This window comes from Meridianimarinicoccus aquatilis (genome assembly GCF_004358675.1).
GTDB lineage: Bacteria > Pseudomonadota > Alphaproteobacteria > Rhodobacterales > Rhodobacteraceae > Meridianimarinicoccus > Meridianimarinicoccus aquatilis.
Map to the genome: position 1 here is coordinate 1 of NZ_SMZO01000063.1, position 18,283 is coordinate 18,283.

The window sequence follows — 18,283 nt, forward strand, 5'->3', positions numbered from 1 at the left end:
GTTGTGGATGCCAGCGGCGCCCAATTCCACGGTAATAATTCATCGAGCCTGTTGATTTTGTGATCGTGGATGCGGTCGAGGATGTCGGCGAGATAGGCCTGCGGGTCGAGACCGTTGAGCTTGGCGGTTTCGATGATGGTCATAGCGCGAGCGAGGGTTTCCGCACCGGTATCGGCCCCTGCAAATAGCCAATTTTTCCTTCCAATGCCAATTGGACGCAAGGCGCGCTCGGCGGGATTGTTGTCGATAGCGACGCGGCCATCGGTCAGGAACAGGCTGAAGGCCTCCTGTCGACTGAGGCCATAGCGGAATGCCTTGGCCAGATCGCTTTTGCCCGGAATGCGCAGGAGTTGTTGCTCTGACCAAGCAAAGAAGGCCGTGACCTTTGGTTGGCTCAACTGTTGACGTGCGGCATGGCGGACACCAGCGGGTTGACCGTTAATGTCGCGCTCGATGTCGTAAAGCTTGCCGATCCGGTCGAGCGCCTCGCGGGCAATCTCGGATTTTGTCGAGGTCCAAAAATCATGGAAGTCACGCCGCAGATGGGCCCAACAGGCTGCCTCTCGCAAACGCCGCCCACTATTGGGTTCAGGCTCGTAAAGCTTGGCATAGCCCTTGTAGCCGTCCGCCTGCAGGATGCCGCGGGCATTGGCCAGATGGCTGAGGATGTGCTCTTCCTTCCAGTTCGGTGCGAACCGATAGACCGCACCGGGTGGCGCGGCACCCGCCCATGGGCGCTGATCGCGCACATAGGCCCAGATCCGGCCTTGCTTCACACCTTTGCCAAGCCCTTTGTCTTTCTTGGAGCGGTCCAACACCCGGATCGGCGTATCATCTGCGTGCAGCAAATCGCTGCCCATGATGTCAGCCTCAATGCGCTCGATCAGCGGCGACAGGGCCTTCATGGCGCGGCCACACCAGCCGACCAGCGTGCTTTCGGGGATGTCCGCCCCCATGCGGGCGAAGATCTCGTGCTGGCGATATAACGGAAGGTGGTCGTCGAACTTCGAGACCAGCACATGCGCCAGCAGGTTCGGGCCTGCCATACTGCCCGGGATCGGACGGCTTGGCGCGGGTTCCTGCACGATCCGCTCGCAGCGGCGGCAGGACTTCTTGATCCGGGCGATCTGGATCACCTTCATCTGCGCGGCGATCATGTCGAGGAGTTCGCTGACATCCTCGCCCACCACGCGAAGATCGCCGCCACAGTCAGGGCAGCAGGTGCCGGGGTCCAGTTCACGCCGCTCGCGTGGGGTCGTATCCGAGACCCGTGGTCGGCGGCGCAAAGCGGGTGCATCGGCAGCTTCCGGTGACGGTTCATCCTGCCCTTCGTCGATGGGCGCGTCATCGTTTTCCGCTACGGCGACCAACAGGTCTTCGAGCGCCAGTTCCAGCTGCTCGATTTCGCGCTCGACCTTTTCCGAGGACTTGCCAAAGGCCAGTTTCTGCAACTTGGCGATCCGCAGGCGCAACGCTTGAACCAGTTGATCATGGACACGCAATGTCGCCGACATCTTGGCGTTCTCTGCCTCGATCCGAGCATTTTCTACCTGCAAAGCCGCGATCATCGCCCTCAATTCAGCGGGATCATCAGGCAAATTTTCATCAGGTTTCGACATGCGCCTGACTACCAAAAATCAGGCTATAGCACCATATAAATAAAGCAAATCAGGTCGCAAAATCACCCGACCCGCGCAGGCGGAGCGCCCCAATCGGGACGCCGCCAGTCGATGCCTTCCCAGAGCATCGCGAGCTGTGCAGAGGTCAGCCGCACCGCCCCATCCTTGGCGCTCGGCCAAGGGAAACGCCCCCGCTCAAGCACCTTGTAATAGAGGCAAAACCCCTGACCGTCCCAGTAGAGCAGCTTCAGCCGGTCACCACGCCGTCCCCGGAACGCAAACACCGCCCCACTGGCGGGTTTCTGACGCAGCACATCTTGGGCAAGTGCCGCCAGCCCGGCGATCCCCTTTCGCATATCCGTCACACCGCAGGCCAGATACACGCGAACGCCGGTGCCAGGGCCGATCATGCGGCTTCCACGGCACGGATCAAGGACGTCAGCGCGGCCGGGTCTATCGTGCTATCAAAATGAAGGCGATGGCCGCACCGTAAGCGCAATTCGACTGCAACTGGTGGCGACGTATCAGCTGCCGTAGGCTGCCCCGCCGACACTGGCATATCCAAAGGGTAGAAAAGCGCCCCGGCATTGGGCGTCCACAGGCCCTTCTTCTTGAGATCATGCCGCCAGGCGTAAATCTGTTGCCGCGTAACCTCATGGCGTTGCGCCACCTGCGTCACCGTCGCCCCGTCTATCCCAACCGACATGACAATCTCGAGCTTGTCCTCGTCACGCCAGAAACGCCGTCGCTCGACCCCAAGAATTTCACCACGCATCGATGACCCCGCATAAGACACGTCGTTAACGACGTCGTTAAACACGTATCTTAGATCATCGCCCCAGCGTCAGGCAGGCGGTGCCAATGGTGCGGTTACCGTATAAATGAGGATACTGCCCGCGGATACGAGAGAGTCTTCGGACTCTCCCGTGAAGAATTGTCCGAACCTCCGAAGATGGACAAGGATACACCGTCTGGCTGGAACCGCGTCGTGGTGTCGCTGTCAGACGAGGAATTGCTGGCCTTACGTTTGACAGCGATGCGTTACGGAATGGACGGCCATAGCATCCTACGGATGTCTACTGCGCTTTTCATGATCGTCGCCGAGCTTCAGTTGGCCGACAGGGCAAAATGCCTTGCCGATGCCGAAGCTCAGATCCACAACTTCCCCGACGGGCTTGACCACTTGGCAGATGCGTTTAACGGCAAGGGTAGAATTGAAGAGGCGTTGTGGACGGAAAAAACCGCTATTGAAGCTCGTGATATCACTGGGGCCACTTTCTCGGACGGCCAATGGGATGTCAGGTTCACCGGCAACACCAATCTGTTCGAGGCCTTCCTCGAACGGATGCTGAAAGATCTTGCGCCAGATGTGTATGAGTATTCGCTGGGATCACCAGCTTCCGATCTGTTTCAAGACCAGATTGAGGAACTCACACAAGGCGATGACCTCGCGCGAATGGCTTTGCTCAAAAATGACGTTCACCCACGGGAACTGACCAACATTCCACGAGAAGAGCGTGTCGCCTTTTTGCGTGGTCGATGCTCGGATGCCACCCGCGCTGCGCACAAGGAACGCCAAGCCATGTTCGCAAATCTTGATCTTGTTATTAAGGGCGCCGCGGATGGAGGACAAACCGATGCTTGACGTCCACATGACGGATCACGCCGAAGTGCGGAAACAGCAGCGAGGGTTTCGCAACGCCGATATCGATCTCCTGTTGAGCCTTGCCGAACCCTGTGGCTATGACGGTTACCGTGTCTCACATCAAATCGCCCAAAACGAAATCGGGCGATTGAAGGCAAAAATTCAGCAGATCGAACGCCTGGCAGGAAGCATCGCGGTTATCTGCGAAGGTTCTGTGGTCACGGTCCACCACGGAGAAAACAGCAAGTCAAACTGTCGTCGCCGAAATGGAGGGCCGCGTCATGGAAGCTGAAAACAACGCCGATCTTGTGTCCGTCGATCTGCCGCTTCCTTTTGTCCACGGCCTGCTGGCCCTCACGCACCTCATGGACAACCGCGTCACAGGCGCATTGCGTTCGGCTCTTGAAGAGCACCAGAGGACGCCCACCGCTCTGAAGCCCGAGACATCGACTCGGATAGCAAGCTCGAAAAGGGCCAGCCCGGTTCCACACAACACCGGTCTTTTTGCAGAAATTCTTGGCCAACGAGTGCAAGGGGGAACACTTCCGGACTTGTTCGCTCGGTGCGTGGATCTGATCCATGAGCTTGACCCTTCTGCTATTGAAAGACTTGCAGACAAGAAAACGCATGCCCGGCGATATGTAGCGCGCCGAAGTCAAGATGTTCACTTTAGAAGCCCTCATCTCAAGACCATAGAGGCCAAATCAGGCTGGTGGGTCAGCGCCAACGTCAGCGAGCCGCAGATCGCAACGGCTATGCGCCTTCTGGCGCGCGCCGCAAACCTCGCGTTTGGAAAAGACTTTGTATTCCCGCTTACTACGCCACGCTATCCTTGAGTTACCCCTTGTTTTTACCCGACCCTACCCCCACCCGCTTCCTGAAACCTTTAAAAGAGACTGCCGGAGGCAGAAGCGCGGAGCGCCATTTCCTGTCAAAAACAGGCCACGCGGTTACACGAACCAGCTTGCTGGATCGATGTAACCGCCCCACGTTGGCGTCTGGCAGGTTGAACGCTCTTTCGCGTAATATATGCTGGGACGCCCTGCCTCGCAGAGCGTTACCCTGAGACAGGGTAAGACCTGTCTAAAATGATCTCTACCTTGGTTGCTGGATTTCCAGGCGGATGACGTAAGACGCCGATCTGGAACTGACCCAAAAGTCGCAAGGCACGGTCAAAGCGATAATTGCCAATTTTTGGCAATAAATCCAGATATTTGCCGAAATTCGGCAATTCTCCTGTTACAGGTGTTCACGAAGCCGTGAAGGTAAAGTTTTTTGCAAACTTTTTTCGGTCAGACACTGGATGTGTGACTGCTCACCCTTAAGCGTCCGCAGATTTCGGCGTCATGTAGGGTGCGGCGTTATATTTTGCGTAGCAGGCGGAGCCGACTATCAATTTCTGCACCAGGAAGAAATACGGCGCCGTCATCTCGCCAGCACTCCAAGGCAGAGATCAAAAGCTCAGCGTCGCAGACCTCAGCCGCATGTAGCTGATCGATGATCCAGAGGACACCATGCACCCGCACCTCGCGTGCGGCGGCCACTTTCCGAAGTAGAGCATCACCTGTCAGCAAGATACCGTTTTCCTGACGGGTTGTGGTAACCAACGCGAAGCAGTCGTTCGCTGAGAGGCGGCTATGTTCCCGTTTCAGTGTGAAGACCTCTGCAACCTCTTCCCCAGGCAGATCGTATGTCGCAAGTCCGCCATCCTCGAGCATACGCCATTCCTGTGGCGAGAAATCGAGAAGCTCCTCCACGCGGATCGGTAGTGGGACGATGAACCTATAGGGCAGCCGAAGCAGCACATGTAGAAGCTGCCCCTTTCTGAGATCAATCAGGCAGGAAGCGTCATTAACAATAACGCAGGTCAATGGTCACGCGGCCCCCTGATATCACGTTCAATGATGCTTAAAGGCACGTTGAGCATCTGTGCAGCCCTGACTGGTGATATCAACTCTTCACCGAGGGCGCGCCAGACGAGCCGTTCGAAACGTTGTGGGGTTTCAAAGGCGGCAAACCCCTCACCCTCTCCTATTTGCTCGGGCTCAACGTTGCGCCAGCTGCGCGCATAACTCTTGAATGCATATTCGACTGCCGATGGAGATAGGATGCCGACTTGTCCCAACCGGACCATCATCGCGGCAGCTGAAACGCCATAGGTATGCTTGAGCCGCATGATTTCGTGATAGGTCATCCCGCTCCGGTTTTGCCCTGCTTCAGCAATCAGATGTTCTTCAGGTATCAGAAATGCACCCGCAAAACGGTTCATCGCCTTCTCCAACTTAAGATTAGTCTTGCCAACGTCAGCGATAATTCTGTGCGCCAATTCGTGCGCAAGATTGAAGCGCTTACGTTCGACGTTGGTTTGGCGCGCCACCACAATCACTTCGGTTGACGGTCCGTCAGCTCGTTTAACGTGACAAGCCATACCGTTAATCCTCTCAGGGAGGTCGGCCTCAATAACTTTCAGCCCCTTGTCCTCAAGGAGAGCAGTCATACTGGGAATAGGATCGATCCCGAGTTTCCACTCATCGCGGACCTCTCGAGCTTTCTCGTCGACCTCATCATCATCCAATATCTCGTCGATCCGAAGTTTTGAGAAAGGATCTGCGTCTGGGCGCAGGTCGAGGATATCCTCGATAGCCAGGTAGTTTTCGAGCTTTTCTATTACGACGGCTTCAGCCATCGCGCGATCGCGCGCTGATGCTTTGGAGGTTTTGCGCCATTCAAGGGATTCAAGTGCTTCTACTTGCCCACCAACCATAAAGTCGAGGGACACACCGAGAGCTTTACTTAGGCCAATCAGCACAGACGATGACGGCATCATTTTTTCAGCTTCATATTTGCTGATCGCCTGGGCTGAAACGCTTGGGGTCACGTGATCAGCGAGAGCTTGCATGGATAGACCTGCCCGCTTGCGAGCAAGTTTGAGTCTTTGTCCGAACATGGGTTTCTCCCGGCAACTTTATGGCGGTTGATAAACGCCCTATACTTGTATATATATAAACACAAGGTTGACGAATCGTCAATAAAAATAGGAGGTAAATGTCCGAAATGACAAAGAAAAATCAACATGTTGTGCCACATGAGGGCGGGTGGGCTGTCAGAGGCGCTGGCAACGAGCGTGCATCTTCTGTCCACAGCACCCAGCGTGAAGCAATCGGCGCGGCACGCGAAACCGCCATTCGCCAGGGTAGTGAAATGCTGATCCACGGTGAAAATGGTCGCATCCGCGAACGCAACACTTATGGCAACGATCCGCATCCGCCAAAGGGCTGACTTGGATAGGAAGTAGATATCCGGATGAGCAGTAGTGAGAACCCCAGACGGATACGTCGCATCCTCTCCATCGACGGGGGTGGGATCAAGGGCACGATGCCTGCTGCCTTTCTCGCAGGGCTTGAGGAGGATCTGGGCGAGCCTATCGGGCGCTACTTCGACCTCATCGCCGGCACATCAACGGGTGGCATCATCGCACTGGGCCTTGGCCTTGGCCGCACGGCAAAGGAATTACTCGAGCTCTATGAACATCGTGGGCCTGTGATTTTTGGCCAGGATGGCTCGGATGATGAGCCGCCGGGCAGAATACGGAAGGTATGGCGCGCGCTCACCGCCACAGGACGGCACGCGGTCGGGCCAAAGCACGATGCAGACGTTCTTGCCCGCGAGATCAAGGCCGTTCTGAATAACGATCTCATAGGGCAATCACAGACTCGGTTGGTGATACCGGCATGGGATGCCGATCTCCGCAGCCCCTATATCTATAAGACTGCGCATCACACGCGTCTGCAGACTGATTACCGCAAGACGGCACTGGACGCCGCTCTCGCAACGGCCGCCGCGCCCACGTATTTCAAGCGACACCGCACCGTCGATGACATTGGCCTGACCGACGGTGGAACATGGGCCAACAACCCCACAGCTATTGCTGTCGTCGAGGCCATCTCTCTTCTGGGGTGGCATCCGTCAGACCTGCGTATTCTGAGCCTCGGGTGTCTGGACGAGGTCTACATGCTGCCCGAAAGTCTCGGATTTGCGGGGCTCGGCCTCAAAGTCCTCAACCTCTACGCGGATGGGCAATCACACGGCGCCCTTGGCATGGCGAAGCTCCTGACGGGACATTCCTATGACGGAGATCGCATCTACCGGTATTCGCCATCAGTCCCAAGGGGGTTCTTCTCCCTGGATGACACGACGAAGATCGGGCGCCTCAAGGGTCTCGGTATGTCAGAAGCTCGAAAAGCAAAGCCCCACCTAACCCCGGTCTTTTTCATCGAACCCGCCGACGCCTTCGTGCCGGTCCATCAACTCAAGGAGGATGCGGCATGAACCAGATGTTGCGACAACCATTGACCGACAGCGATATCCGGCGACGGACGCAGATTTTCTCGATCCTGGACGAGATCTGCGAAGATCTGGATCTGACCGAGACCCAGTTCGAGCGGGCGCGCCAGAGCTATGGCGCGGTCGGCGACTGGTTGTCCGGGTCAACCGATCCATTGCTGGTCAGCGTCCTGGTCTATCTTCAGGGGTCCAGCGCGCTCGGGACGGCCGTGAAGCCGATCGGCCGGCGGGAATTCGATGTCGATCTGATCTGCTTCTGTGCGGGTGTCGCGTCCGGCATTTCTCCAGCAGTTCTGAAAGAGGCGGTCGGCAACCGGCTGAAGGAACACGCCACCTACGCTCGGCTTCTCGAAGAAAAGAAGCGGTGCTGGCGCCTCAACTACGCGGGGGATTTCCACCTCGACCTGTCCCCGACCATCGCAAATCCATTCTGCGTCAACCGGGGCGAACTGGTTCCGGACCGGACGCTGCAGGAGTGGCATCCAACGAACCCGCGGGCCTACAAGACACTGTTCGATGAACGTGCCGCGCTCCGGCCCACCTTCGTGCGCAAACACGTTGCCATGCAGCGCGATGAAGCGACGGTTGAACCTTTCCCCGTTCGCGAAACGGCGAAGGGCATCCTTCGCCGCATCGTGCAGCTGCTCAAGCGGCATCGGGACGTCTTCTACGAGAATAACACCGACGATGTAGCCCCGATTTCCGTCATTGTCACCACGCTCGCAATGCAGGCCTATGCGTATTGCGTGCGGCGGCACGTGTTCGAGGACGAAATGGATGTTCTGGTCGAAACGATCCGGATGATGCCGCATTTCATCGAGCGTCCTATTCTGGACGGTCGGCAGGGCTATGCCATCCTGAACGAGACGACCCATGGGGAAAATTTCGCGGACAACTGGAACAAGGATGAACGCCGAGCACCGGCGTTCTACACGTGGCATGCGCAGGCGTTGTCTGACTTCGAGGCGCTTCGTGATGCTGTCGGTCAGGATCGCCTGTCCCTGAACATGGAGCGTTCATTCGGTTCCGGCGTCACCGGACGGGTTCTTGGCAATCGCGTTGATGCGGTGTCGGATGGCCGTAAATCCGGCCTGCTTTCCGTCGCGCCCCTGATCGGCCTCACGACGTCGAAGGCCGCCGCATCAACGGCCGTCCCGGCGAACACCTTCTTCGGCGATCAATGAGAGGACGGGGCGGAAAGCAGGACCTGACTTTGTCGCAGCAGCTGCTGTTTATGCGTGCCAATCCGGCTGTGGGCGGGGCTGGCACTGTGCGTGAAAACAGACTGACATGGCATACCCCCGTTCAACCTACACCGTTGGCACGCTCTTATCAGGCAGATATTGCCTACTCCCTTGGAAAGGCACCGACTGTCCGGATCAGCGACCCTGATCTCGAACTTTTGGCACAGGGTCGACCGCTGCCCCATGTCTATACCAACCCATTACGGCTTTGCCTCCATCTTCCAGGAGCTAAAGACTGGGATGCAACAAAGCGGATCGACCAGACCATTATTCCGTGGACCCACACGTGGCTTTTTTACTTCGAGGATTGGCTTTCGAACGATGATTGGAAGGGGGGCGGCAGGCATCCGGGAGAGGAGCCGGAGGATCCTGGAAATCGCGCACTGCGACGTGCGGTTGCGAGGCCGTAAGAGAGCTGTGAGGAAATCCGCATGCCTGAGGTGGCAGCTCAAGGGGTGGATAATCGGCGCGATTCGCAGTGAATCACCACGGCAATGGTATAAATGTCTATTTTAATGTCCATAGCTTCAGTCTCCCTATAGATTTTTAGCGTAAATTTGGGGCTTTTAGGGTGGAATATGGACGATAGATGCCATCTATCTATATAGGTTTTCGTCATGTTACTCCTTGGTAAGACAACACAGGGAACATACAGATGGCATTCGATGCAAAGCTCCTCGAAACGAAACGCAAGGCAGCAGGTAAGACCCAAGCGGCCCTTGCCAAAGAGGTTAATAGAGACAAACGCACCATGAGCCGTTGGGTCAGCGGTGAGAATAAACCCTCGGAGGAAAATCTAACGGCGCTCGCGAACGCGTTGGGTTGCACGCCGCAAGAATTCGACCCGAGCTTTACAGGTGAGGGTGAGGTCGCGGTTCACGCTCGCGTGTCCATCGCGGCGCACAATGCCTATGAACTGATGGGGCTCCGCTACGGTGTTTCCCAGAAGGACATCATGGAGTTGGCCCCGGTCTTGTTCTCGATCGTCGCGGGGCATGCCCTGCGGGTCCCCAGTGAGGATGATGCGCAAGCAGCACGTCTTGGTCTGATTGACGCGAGGCAAGGGAGTCCAGAAGCTCAAGACGCTTGGGGGATTGATGACCGAGCCAGTCAAAACAGAAAGTGTTTCGGTCTGAAGGGAGAGTATTCACGCAACCTCTTCTATGTGGCGATCCAGCGGTTGTGCCATGACATCCAAGAAAACGTGAACGCAGAACACCTTGCAAAGCCCGCCCCAGAAGAGGCGCCAACAGCCGTAGGGTTCATTCCGGACTTGGACAAGCTCGTCGAGCTAACTGGCGGGGACAACGAGCTTGCAGAAGCTCTAATCAAAGGTCACGTTCGTCTTTCGAAATGCCTCGCGGATCACAAAGCCAATGAGGACCAAGGCGCCGAATCCTTTGTTCGCGTGCTGCGCAAAGAACTGTCGAGAGCTGATGATTTATACAACAAAGAGGTTTCGAAAAATCGCGATGCAGGCCTTGTAAAGCTCGAGGCTTGGCGCGCCTTTTATGCGAACCGTTATCCCGAGCTCGCACGGGAATATGACCGGATCGTCAAGGACCACTGTCATGAGGATGGCTGGTATCCGTCATATTATGACGAGGGCTTGAAAGAGCTTTGTTGGAAAGAGCCCTACAGGGAAGATCGGCATATCAATGAAGATACGCTGCCCGAGTATCAGGCAAAGAAGACGGAATTTCCTAAGGAGCTTCACTTTGCGATGTCCGACCCGATCTATCAGCGCTTTAAACAGTTGGAGAGCCATCGTCGGAAGGCCAAAGCAGAGTTCGAGGAGGGCGGGCAATGAACCAGCTATCCCACCAAAACACGTTCTTGCTCAGCGATCATGCCATTACCCGTATGGCGCAGCGCGGAATCCAGAGCCGGAGTTTGGATATCCTTTTGGTCCACGGATCCCGATCCGACGCTGGCGGTGGTTGCGAAAGGTATCGCCTTCTGGATCGCACTGTGAAGCAGCTCAAAACAGAAGGTTATGACGCTCGTGCCCTCAAATCTGCCACGAAGTTGCGTGCAATTGTGAGCGCCGATGGTGCCGTCGTGACCTGCTACCGAGGAAGCCCCGAAAGACGGAGAAGCTTTGGCAGAAAACAGGTGCGCCACAACGGTGATAGTTGGCGCAGGGCACAAAGGAGCCGAGATCATGATCTATTCCAAAATTGAAGACACGGTTGCCGACGAAGTTAATGTTCTAAACTTGAAGGACTTCGGCGAAGGTCCTGACCTGCCCTATGTCTGCCTGCCGATAGCGGGGCTTCAATACTATGACTACGATACAGTCGACGAGTTGATCGGACGAATTCGCCCGAAGCGCGGTGATCGCCTCCAGTTGGTGCGCCAACCAGACAATCCATACGATGGGAATGCTGTAGAGATACGTTGGCGAAATGGTCGGCTGCTTCTGGGGCACTTGCCAAGAGATCCCGCCAGGCAAATTGCGCCGTTGCTCGATGCTGGCCGCGCCATTCGCTGCTACGCAATGAACCCCGGTGACGGTGCTGGTTGGTCTGTGTGGGCTGTGCTGGTTTCAGAGTGCCTGCCTGGGAGCATGATGGGGCCAGTAAGCTTCGGGCAACAAAATTCATTAGAAAGCAGAGGTTAATATGAACATCAAAATTATAGCATCGCAGAAATTTCATCACTCTCCTGCGCAGTATAGGGCCGACGTTGAGGGATTTACCCTACTTCGCTTGACCTGTGGATCGAGCTACGGACTGAGTGGCGGAGCCATCAAAACCGCAACGGTTGGAGATGATGGGGGCGTGCCCGTTTATCCGGATCAGGGGGCCCTGATCTCGGCGATGAAAGTAGCTCTCATCAAGTCCGCCGGTTCTGATCGCGATTTGGAAATCAGGCGAGATAGCCTTGGCCGAGCATTTGGAGAAATCACAGGGAAGGGTTCAGAGGACGATTGTGTTCGTTTTTTTGCGCTGCTTGCCGGGGAGATGGGTGCCACTCTGAGCTTTAATGCCAGCAATGACATGCGCGACCTCTATAACGACATTTTCCACACGGATGGTGAGGCGATGTATCTCTCGGATGGCATTTACCTGGAGCCGGACGGTGAACTGATTGAGCGTTGATATCGACTAAGAAAAGCCATTTTTCGAAGCTAACTAAATTCTCATTCCTGTTTCTAAACAAGAGGTTGTAGTATGGGCGATTTTCAAGACGTATTCGGTGCCGGCGCAGACGCTGTAGATATCATTGACGGCTATTCGCGCGAGTATGAACGCTCAAGCCGGAGTGAAAAGGCGAATTGGAACGGCGCATCATCACACACTGTTTCCAAAGAACCGCGGCACACTGACAGTTGGTCGGCTGCTATGGCCGCGAAGGGATATACGCAGGGTCCACATTTCAGCTCATACGATGAGCTTTCGGCGTGGGACAGTTCGAACGCCCGCCCGCACGTGCGCAGCCGCAATGATCAAGGATATCAAATTTACTTCACTGAAGGGCAGCCGCTGGGTGGATCAGAACGCAAAGTGGCACCCGACAGCAGGGAATCAACACCTTCAATTGACGATGACATACCGTTTTGATGTCTCACGGCACCATCTTGATAATGGTTCGTTAACGTCTCAGAGAAGTCAAAATTACAATTTATATCAGCTATAAAAACAGCGTGGGAGACCAATATGGCTCTATTTCGAAAACCTTTTTTCAAGAGTGAAAACGCGGGTGTTGAAGACGAATACGTCACTGGCGTGAGGCATCTCCAACGAGGCGACATGAATGCAGCCAGTCGGCACTTGGTGAAAGCTGCTGAAGGTGGCCATGCTTCCGCATTCTACAATCTTTCAATCTTATGGGGCAGTGGTGCCGTAAGCCCTTATGATTTTGATGCGGCAGCAGACTGCTGGTATAAGGCTGCGGCGGCTGGCCACCCTAAAGCTCAAGAATCTTTGTGGCTTCTTGAGGCTGCCGACCGTGGTGGTTTCGGAACAGAAAACCTGATCGATATGGCGCTGAAACAAGGGAAGAATGGCACGTTTCTGCAGTCATCTGTGATGATCTGTGCTGCCAGGTTCTTTGATGTGACATGCAAGAAATACGGAGCGACAAATGACGTCATCGCGTATGAATTGGACGGCGCCGCATCGAGCGATTGGAAGTTCATTCACGCATTCATCGAGCGAATGGGGATTGACCGTTCGTTTTATGAAGGTGGGTTGAATCGCCTGTCAGAAGGATCCGCGGCTGATCAAGTAACGGACGGACTGAATGATCTCGCCGTGGCAATGGGGCAGATTGGCTATGACCAGAACTTCATTGTAATGGCCCGGTGCTCAATCGTTGGATATATCATTCTGAAATCACCTTACGGGCAGCACGCAGAACCCCTTCGCGGGTTAGACACATTCTTCAAGTAGTCCATTTGTGCAAAGACAATCAACCAAAGACAGGCCACTCGGCCAGTTCTGACAATTTACGGTGAGTGAAGATATGTGGCCCTTCTCGAAAACGAAATCCAACTGTGAAACACACCCCCTGATCGAACAGTTCAGCGCACTGATGGATAATTCCAAATGTCTGGAATGGTTTGAAAATGTAGCTGGCGGTTGGAATATGGGGCTACCCCTTGATGTAGCATTCGATGTCCAAGAAGCCATCAATCTGTCATATACAATTACTTCTATGGCGGGGGTGAGTTCAACGGCACTCGTCAATGCCGCCAAGAGCGGCGACTACACCGCAATCAATAAAAAAATGCATCGTAGTAGTAGCGCCTTGAACGAGCGCGCAGCTGATACCTCACGTAATTTCAGCCGCATCATTGAGTGGGCAAATGATCATGATTTACCGCAACTCCAACGATGGGACGCAACTTTCTACAAACAAGCGGGCGTTCCCAGAAACATTCGCGGTCTCAACAATCTGCGCTTCTTGTTGGTGAGGGAAGACCACGGGATCACGGAGATCCCGGCCGAGATTTCGAAGCTCCCCTTACTTCAAGGGATCGCAATTACCAGCAACAAGATCACATCGATTCCGACTGAAATTTATCAGTGCGCATCCCTGCAGAGGCTCGACCTCGAGGATAACCACATCACTCGTGTTGAAGATGGCATTCATGGGCTTGCGCATACCTATGCGATCGATCTGAGTGGCAACAAACTGGTTCATGTCACGCCCGATATCGCTCGTATGCCATCCCTTACCAAACTCGACATCCGAAAACAGAAGACCTCTATCGATATGATGCGCGCGATTGACACTCCGCTTTCAGACGCAAGCCTTACAGCGTTACACACTTTGGTTCGCAGCATTGATGTGAAATATTAAAGTCAAAAGTTGGAGATATTTCTACTATGGGGCTTTCCAAAAACCCTCGCTTATTGACGGTGTGCCCCCTGCCCTTTTTTCGCCACCACAAACCTCATTCTGAGCTGAAAAAGTTGTTGAAGGCGTATGAAGCTGGGTGTCCGTAAGGGGATCGCTTAACGGAAGGCTCGCTTTGAGCCGCTACAATCAACGAATGTTGAAGATACACCGTCTCATATAGGTGGTCCGACTTGTGTGTCACTGATGGGGCCTTTTGCGTTACAATTGCAGGAGACCTGGGTAAAATTTCATAAATGCGTTCAGAGGGATGTGACAAGGGGCTCAGTGAAGGCGACCGAAGAGCCTACTTTGCCGGGTTTCTGGAAGCATCAAGTAGCAAACCGTCCATTCGAGACGTGTCAGAGCGAGCCTACCGCGGTATGATGCGGCCGATAGTAGATCGAAAAGAATATGGAATTCGAATTGGCCGAAGTGAATAATCAAAACGACACAAGCGCAGAGGATCTTCCTCAACGAACCATTCCCAACAGCTTTCATGTTCAAATACAAGGCTGGGAGAACGATAACGAAGCCGAAGCACGAACTTTTGGCGAGCATATCATGGAATTGGCAAAGGAAATTTCGCGTTATCATGATTTGAGCCGACTCTCATCCGTTGTTATTGGCATGAATTACCCAGAAGCGTTGGCATCAGTTGATGTTGGTGATGCCATGCCCGCTGCTGACCGAACAAAAAACGAATATGGCGAAGGTGGCGCAATGTCGGTTTCCATCAAAAAAGATGGAGACCTTTGGAATACGGTCGTCATCTGGACGGGGTTAGTAAGAAATATCAACGATGTAGACCATCCTGATCATAAGCTGGCACTCCAAACCTTTTTGCACGAAATGATTCATGTTGAAGATCAGCGTATTTTTGACAAAACCTTCCCAGGTGGCTGGCAGGCTGCAAAAGCGCGTGATGGGCGAGATGCCGCCATGCAGCTTATCGTAAATCCATGCCAATCTGAATATTCAGCGCAGCGTCAGTCGGCCCATATTGCACCAGAATCCGGACTAACACTGCTCGACATGCTTGAAAGTGCCATGCGCGATGTGGACGATCAGATCACTTCTGCAAGGCGGGCTTATCGCACTCATGGTGATGTTGAGCGGTTCTGGACAATCGCCCGTGACCGTTTACGTTTTCTCTTCCAAGCAATTGGGTATGGCTTGGGTCATGCCGATTACATTGCGTCAGATGCGGATAAACATCCTGAGTTAGCCAAAGAGTATGCAAATCGTTTAGAAGCGTTGTCGGCGCTTCCAAAAGGATGGTTATTGGGTGCATGCAGAGATGCAGTCCAACCATTCTTTCTCATGAAAGAATGGACGGACATGACAGTCTATGACCCTTTGGAAGCGGTTCTTGATGAATTACTGAATCAATACGGGGTCTTCACGAGCCTCCAAGACGGCAGTTTATATTTGGATATGCCATACAATTCATTCGCAGAACTTTAATGTCCGAAATACCCAGAAAACCGCAACTTCCAGACGCAGATGTCACCCTTCACTTGAGGTCAAATAGCAAAATCTAAGTGCCGCCTGAAGTTGTCAGATTGGTCTTAACTCACCGTTTGTTGATCGGGTCGCCGAACTGGACATTGATGCAAGTGCTGTGAAGGCACACTTCGTCCGCACTGCGGTTGCTCGCTTCAGCCAGATCGAGTGTCCGTATCATGTGCGTTGGCCTCCAGGGCCCGATAGACTGTCATGCGTGACACGCCGAGGTCGCGGGCGATCTTGGCCTTCGACACGCCCTCTGATGCCAGCCTACGGATTTCTACATCGTCCACCCGCTTCTGCCGCCCCTTGTAGAGTCCCTTTCCCTTCGCTGCTTCGATCCCGGCCCGCTGACGGTCGCGGATGAACTTCAGTTCCATGTCCGCCACCATACCGAGAACGGTGATGACCATGCGGCCCATGTCGCCTGCGGTCGTCACTTCCGGCTCAAGGACACGCAGCGAGGCTCCCTTGGCATCCAGCTCATGAACCAGATTCAGAACATCTCGTGTCGATCGGCCGAGACGATCGAGGCGATGCACGACCAGTTCGTCGCCCGCGCGCAGAAACTCCAGCACGGTCGCCAGTTCCGTGCGGTTGTCTCGGGATGCGCCGGAACCGGTCTCGGCACGGACGATCTCGCAGCCCGCCGCCTTCAGCTTGGCTTTCTGGATTTCAAGGTCCTGGCCCGCCGTGCTGACGCGGGCGTATCCGATCCGGGGCATGGTCAATCCGTCACATTGGGGTGGCTGATACCCTGATACTGTCACAACGTCCGCCGCGCCACCCATATGTGACATCCAGCCTTGTCACATCCGGCTGTCACCTGCGGGTGTGCCCAAATGTGACGCTTTCGCCCCCCCCCTGCTCTCCAGTGGGATTCCTTCGATCGTCTGCTCTAGATCTGTTTGCACGTGATTAAAGTGAGTCATCAGGTGGTTATCCACACAAACAGTCAAAAGCTCAAACTTAAGTGGCCAATCACGTTTGATTAGTAACGTATCGTAACATATATTCGTATTACTTATTAAATACGATACAGTATTACGATTGGATAGATGAAATGGCACGACCACGCGCAGCAACAGACGAACAGATAATTGAAGCAGCAGACTACTTAGCAGCAGAGAAAGGCTGGCAAACGGTCTATGCCAAGGCTGTCCATGAACACATGAATGTTGGCGGATCTCTCTCCACCTTCACTAAAGTGATCAACGCATGGCGTGCAACGAAGCAAGAAGAAGAAGGTGATGTCGAAGCCTTCGCCAACGAAGTTGTCGAGGATCGTGCTTCGATCATAGATGAAGGTCTGACCAGCATAGCAGAAGCGTTAAAAGCCATGCGCACAGCAGTCACCGACGAGATTGACCGTGCGGTCGCAGATGAACGCAAAAAATCCGATCGGATCAGAGCCGACGAGCGGGATCTGCACGAAAATAAGGTCGCACAGATGACAGCTACGATTGACGCCATCAGCGCAGAGAACGATGGCCTGGCAACGGAGGCGCAGGAAGAGTCCACGCGTGCCGATAAATTAGAAGACGAATTGCAACGCGTGACCGCACAATCTGAAGATCAGGCAGGGGAAATCCAGACGCTCTCCCAGAAGATCAAAGACGACGACGCTACACAGAAAGCCCTCAAGTCAGAGATCGAAGCCCTGCAAAAGACGGCACGGGATCAACAAGTCGCGTCAGATGCAGCCGTCAAAAAGGCAGAAGATCGGGCTGACCAAGCATGGTCTCGTATGGACGCATTAGAGCAGCGCCTTGCGCCCATGATCGACCTGCCCCGCCCAAAAGATAAACCTTAGGGGCTGTTGCCCATATCAGAGGCTGATCCATAAGCCGTTGAAACATAAACCTCGCCCTCAAGCACCAGATCCACATGGGACTTTTAAACATCATCAGACGTATGGCATTGCGAGAGAAGCTACCGATCCGAAACCAGGTCACAAACTCAGGCTCATTTATGTTCGAGGATACCCCGACTTTCGAGCACTTTGGAATCAATCCTGTTGATTTCTGCTGAGAAGTGACCCGGTAGCCCCCCAAATTTTCACTGAGAACTGACCCATGTGAACACGCTACCCCGACGGATTTGGTCGGGGAGATATGGAGTGATCGACATGGGATTTTTGAGTATTATCCGACGCTGGGCATTGCGTGACAAAATGCCAATCCGCGAGATTTCGCGGCGCACGGGGCTGTCTCGCAACACCATCAGAAAGTACCTGCGCGAGGGCGCGGTTGAGCCGAAGTTCAAGACGCCATCACGGCCGAGCAAGCTGGACCCTTATGCGGATCGTCTGTCTGCCTGGCTGCTGGCGCAGACACGCAAACCGCGCAAGGAACGGCGGACGGTGAAGCAGATGCATGCTGATTTGGTGAAGCTTGGCTATGATGGCTCCTATGGTCGCGTGGCGGCTTTTGCCCGCGCTTGGCGTGCGGATCGGCATCGGGCTGCACAAACGACGGGACGCGGCACCTACGTTCCCTTGGTGTTTCAGCCCGGCGAGGCGTTCCAGTTCGACTGGAGCGAAGACTGGGCCAACATTGGAGGCGAACGGGTCAAGC

At 54.6% G+C, this 18,283-nt stretch carries 21 protein-coding genes; 15 read left to right on the forward strand and 6 right to left on the reverse strand.

Annotated elements, in window-relative coordinates:
* The 3 genes from tnpC to tnpA all read right to left on the reverse strand — a co-directional run.
* Positions 1-1,619, reverse strand: a 1,619-nt coding sequence (gene tnpC / locus E2L05_RS17715; protein ID WP_133340996.1) for an IS66 family transposase, incomplete at its 3' end; no start/stop codon positions are given.
* A gap of 62 nt (positions 1,620-1,681) precedes the next feature.
* Complete coding sequence (gene tnpB / locus E2L05_RS17720) at positions 1,682-2,029, reverse strand: IS66 family insertion sequence element accessory protein TnpB (protein WP_099828201.1); 348 nt, start codon at positions 2,027-2,029, stop codon at positions 1,682-1,684.
* On the reverse strand, positions 2,026-2,394 hold the full coding sequence (gene tnpA / locus E2L05_RS17725) for an IS66-like element accessory protein TnpA (RefSeq protein ID WP_133340995.1): 369 nt from the start codon (positions 2,392-2,394) through the stop codon (positions 2,026-2,028). Before tnpA ends, tnpB begins: the two co-directional genes overlap by 4 nt.
* Positions 2,395-2,571: 177 nt before the next feature.
* Between tnpA and E2L05_RS17730 the strand changes: the two genes are divergently transcribed.
* The 3 genes from E2L05_RS17730 to E2L05_RS17740 are packed head-to-tail and all read left to right on the forward strand — an operon-like array spanning position 2,572 to position 4,100.
* Positions 2,572-3,264 carry a hypothetical protein gene (locus tag E2L05_RS17730; protein WP_133344142.1) on the forward strand — a complete coding sequence of 231 codons (693 nt, stop codon included), beginning with the start codon at positions 2,572-2,574 and terminating at the stop codon, positions 3,262-3,264.
* Positions 3,242-3,556, forward strand: a complete 315-nt coding sequence (locus E2L05_RS17735) for a hypothetical protein (protein ID WP_133344143.1) — start codon at positions 3,242-3,244, stop codon at positions 3,554-3,556. Before E2L05_RS17730 ends, E2L05_RS17735 begins: the two co-directional genes overlap by 23 nt.
* Positions 3,546-4,100, forward strand: a complete 555-nt coding sequence (locus tag E2L05_RS17740; RefSeq protein ID WP_133344144.1) for a hypothetical protein — start codon at positions 3,546-3,548, stop codon at positions 4,098-4,100. Before E2L05_RS17735 ends, E2L05_RS17740 begins: the two co-directional genes overlap by 11 nt.
* 525 nt (positions 4,101-4,625) lie before the next feature.
* Here the strand turns inward: E2L05_RS17740 and E2L05_RS17745 are convergent.
* The gene (locus E2L05_RS17745) at positions 4,626-5,135 is read right to left on the reverse strand and encodes a type II toxin-antitoxin system VapC family toxin (RefSeq protein ID WP_133344145.1); all 510 of its coding nucleotides are present in this window, start codon (positions 5,133-5,135) and stop codon (positions 4,626-4,628) included.
* A complete protein-coding gene (locus E2L05_RS17750) occupies positions 5,132-6,211 on the reverse strand; it encodes a helix-turn-helix domain-containing protein (protein ID WP_133344146.1) in 1,080 nt (359 codons plus the stop codon). The genes E2L05_RS17745 and E2L05_RS17750 overlap by 4 nt, the downstream gene beginning before the upstream one ends.
* 107 nt (positions 6,212-6,318) lie before the next feature.
* Between E2L05_RS17750 and E2L05_RS17755 the strand changes: the two genes are divergently transcribed.
* From E2L05_RS17755 to E2L05_RS17800, 10 genes are all read left to right on the forward strand, one after another.
* The gene (locus E2L05_RS17755; RefSeq protein WP_133344147.1) at positions 6,319-6,543 is read left to right on the forward strand and encodes a DUF2188 domain-containing protein; all 225 of its coding nucleotides are present in this window, start codon (positions 6,319-6,321) and stop codon (positions 6,541-6,543) included.
* 24 nt (positions 6,544-6,567) lie between these two features.
* A complete protein-coding gene (locus E2L05_RS17760; protein WP_133344148.1) occupies positions 6,568-7,593 on the forward strand; it encodes a CBASS cGAMP-activated phospholipase in 1,026 nt (341 codons plus the stop codon).
* Positions 7,590-8,792 carry a nucleotidyltransferase domain-containing protein gene (locus E2L05_RS17765; protein WP_133344149.1) on the forward strand — a complete coding sequence of 401 codons (1,203 nt, stop codon included), beginning with the start codon at positions 7,590-7,592 and terminating at the stop codon, positions 8,790-8,792. The genes E2L05_RS17760 and E2L05_RS17765 overlap by 4 nt, the downstream gene beginning before the upstream one ends.
* 715 nt (positions 8,793-9,507) lie before the next feature.
* Positions 9,508-10,662: a helix-turn-helix domain-containing protein gene (locus E2L05_RS17775; RefSeq protein WP_133344150.1), complete on the forward strand. Its 1,155-nt coding sequence runs from the start codon at positions 9,508-9,510 to the stop codon at positions 10,660-10,662.
* A 354-nt stretch (positions 10,663-11,016) separates the two neighbouring features.
* On the forward strand, positions 11,017-11,475 hold the full coding sequence (locus tag E2L05_RS17780) for an HIRAN domain-containing protein (RefSeq protein WP_133344151.1): 459 nt from the start codon (positions 11,017-11,019) through the stop codon (positions 11,473-11,475).
* A gap of 1 nt (position 11,476) precedes the next feature.
* A complete protein-coding gene (locus tag E2L05_RS17785) occupies positions 11,477-11,956 on the forward strand; it encodes a hypothetical protein (protein ID WP_133344152.1) in 480 nt (159 codons plus the stop codon).
* Positions 11,957-12,028: 72 nt separating this feature from the next.
* Entirely contained in the window at positions 12,029-12,418 is a 390-nt protein-coding gene (locus E2L05_RS20860) for a hypothetical protein (protein ID WP_165971802.1), read from the forward strand.
* A 96-nt stretch (positions 12,419-12,514) separates the two neighbouring features.
* Entirely contained in the window at positions 12,515-13,249 is a 735-nt protein-coding gene (locus tag E2L05_RS17790) for a sel1 repeat family protein (RefSeq protein ID WP_133344153.1), read from the forward strand.
* 61 nt (positions 13,250-13,310) lie between these two features.
* Positions 13,311-14,162, forward strand: coding sequence for a leucine-rich repeat domain-containing protein (locus tag E2L05_RS17795; protein ID WP_133344154.1), 852 nt, complete (start codon positions 13,311-13,313; stop codon positions 14,160-14,162).
* Positions 14,163-14,612: 450 nt separating this feature from the next.
* Entirely contained in the window at positions 14,613-15,665 is a 1,053-nt protein-coding gene (locus E2L05_RS17800; RefSeq protein ID WP_133344155.1) for a hypothetical protein, read from the forward strand.
* Positions 15,666-15,859: 194 nt separating this feature from the next.
* On the opposite strand, the gene E2L05_RS17805 is transcribed toward E2L05_RS17800, so the two are convergent.
* A complete protein-coding gene (locus E2L05_RS17805) occupies positions 15,860-16,507 on the reverse strand; it encodes a recombinase family protein (RefSeq protein WP_243722045.1) in 648 nt (215 codons plus the stop codon).
* 263 nt (positions 16,508-16,770) lie between these two features.
* Between E2L05_RS17805 and E2L05_RS17810 the strand changes: the two genes are divergently transcribed.
* Positions 16,771-17,520 (forward strand): DNA-binding protein, encoded by a 750-nt coding sequence (locus tag E2L05_RS17810; RefSeq protein ID WP_133344156.1) that lies wholly within the window; start codon positions 16,771-16,773, stop codon positions 17,518-17,520.
* Positions 17,521-17,835: 315 nt separating this feature from the next.
* A partial coding sequence (locus E2L05_RS17815) for a MerR family transcriptional regulator (protein ID WP_394346566.1) occupies positions 17,836-18,283 on the forward strand: 448 nt, incomplete at its 3' end.

Bases quoted from the DNA above. Each gene is read 5' to 3' on its own strand.
- E2L05_RS17780 (WP_133344151.1), top strand. From the start codon at position 11,017: ATGATCTATTCCAAAATTGAAGACACGGTTGCCGACGAAGTTAATGTT.
- E2L05_RS17785 (WP_133344152.1), top strand. From the start codon at position 11,477: ATGAACATCAAAATTATAGCATCGCAGAAATTTCATCACTCTCCTGCG.
- E2L05_RS17805 (WP_243722045.1), bottom strand. From the start codon at position 16,507: ATGTCACATATGGGTGGCGCGGCGGACGTTGTGACAGTATCAGGGTAT.
- E2L05_RS17740 (WP_133344144.1), top strand. From the start codon at position 3,546: ATGGAAGCTGAAAACAACGCCGATCTTGTGTCCGTCGATCTGCCGCTT.
- E2L05_RS17750 (WP_133344146.1), bottom strand. From the start codon at position 6,211: ATGTTCGGACAAAGACTCAAACTTGCTCGCAAGCGGGCAGGTCTATCC.
- tnpA (WP_133340995.1), bottom strand. From the start codon at position 2,394: ATGCGTGGTGAAATTCTTGGGGTCGAGCGACGGCGTTTCTGGCGTGAC.
- E2L05_RS17775 (WP_133344150.1), top strand. From the start codon at position 9,508: ATGGCATTCGATGCAAAGCTCCTCGAAACGAAACGCAAGGCAGCAGGT.
- E2L05_RS17760 (WP_133344148.1), top strand. From the start codon at position 6,568: ATGAGCAGTAGTGAGAACCCCAGACGGATACGTCGCATCCTCTCCATC.
- E2L05_RS17810 (WP_133344156.1), top strand. From the start codon at position 16,771: ATGGCACGACCACGCGCAGCAACAGACGAACAGATAATTGAAGCAGCA.
- E2L05_RS17765 (WP_133344149.1), top strand. From the start codon at position 7,590: ATGAACCAGATGTTGCGACAACCATTGACCGACAGCGATATCCGGCGA.
- E2L05_RS17730 (WP_133344142.1), top strand. From the start codon at position 2,572: ATGGACAAGGATACACCGTCTGGCTGGAACCGCGTCGTGGTGTCGCTG.
- E2L05_RS17735 (WP_133344143.1), top strand. From the start codon at position 3,242: ATGGAGGACAAACCGATGCTTGACGTCCACATGACGGATCACGCCGAA.
- E2L05_RS17800 (WP_133344155.1), top strand. From the start codon at position 14,613: ATGGAATTCGAATTGGCCGAAGTGAATAATCAAAACGACACAAGCGCA.
- E2L05_RS17790 (WP_133344153.1), top strand. From the start codon at position 12,515: ATGGCTCTATTTCGAAAACCTTTTTTCAAGAGTGAAAACGCGGGTGTT.
- E2L05_RS20860 (WP_165971802.1), top strand. From the start codon at position 12,029: ATGGGCGATTTTCAAGACGTATTCGGTGCCGGCGCAGACGCTGTAGAT.
- E2L05_RS17755 (WP_133344147.1), top strand. From the start codon at position 6,319: ATGACAAAGAAAAATCAACATGTTGTGCCACATGAGGGCGGGTGGGCT.
- tnpB (WP_099828201.1), bottom strand. From the start codon at position 2,029: ATGATCGGCCCTGGCACCGGCGTTCGCGTGTATCTGGCCTGCGGTGTG.